The organism is Treponema sp. R80B11-R83G3 (genome assembly GCF_054786115.1).
The window spans coordinates 1-486 of the sequence record NZ_BDHF01000469.1 but is presented as its reverse complement, the minus strand read 5'-3'; the positions used below and the strand labels follow the sequence as shown (position 1 = coordinate 486).

Annotated in this window: 1 protein-coding gene; it reads right to left on the bottom strand. The window is 39.9% G+C overall.

Annotation, left to right across the window (positions count from 1 at the left end; genetic code table 11):
- On the bottom strand, positions 1–409 hold a 409-nt coding region (locus ACYVRH_RS14510; protein ID WP_461257573.1), incomplete at its 3' end, for a transposase.
- Between the last annotated feature and the right edge of the window lie 77 nt (positions 410–486).

Here is a 486-nt window from a genome sequence, read left to right as displayed (position 1 = left end):
TCCAGTTTTCGGGAGTATCGGCAAGCCCGACAACAACGGCATTTTGGTCGATGTAGTTATCAATAAAATGGTACTCTTCATCAGTCTTAACCGCTCTTGAAAAAAACCTATCCCCCCACAGGTGATCTATTGAGCCGTGTATAAAATTCCACCTCTTTGCCGTCATAATTTTTAGCCATTGAATAATTACGCTTAATTTGGCGGTCGGGGGCGGTTGGATTAAAAGATGAATGTGCGTGGGCATAACGCAAAAATTTGTCAGCTTAAAATGGAATTTGTCTTTAGCGTCCTGTAGGGTAATAAGCATAATTTTTCTGCCCAAGTTATTCTCAAAAACCCTGATTTTATCATTAGTTCGAGAAGTAACGTGGTAAAAAGCATTGTCAATAAGCACTCTTGTTTTTCGCATAAATACCTCCACAATTTCTTTTGCTATTTTAGCGGAAGACTCGAGCAAGCTCGGCTTCCGCTGAATACGATAAATGT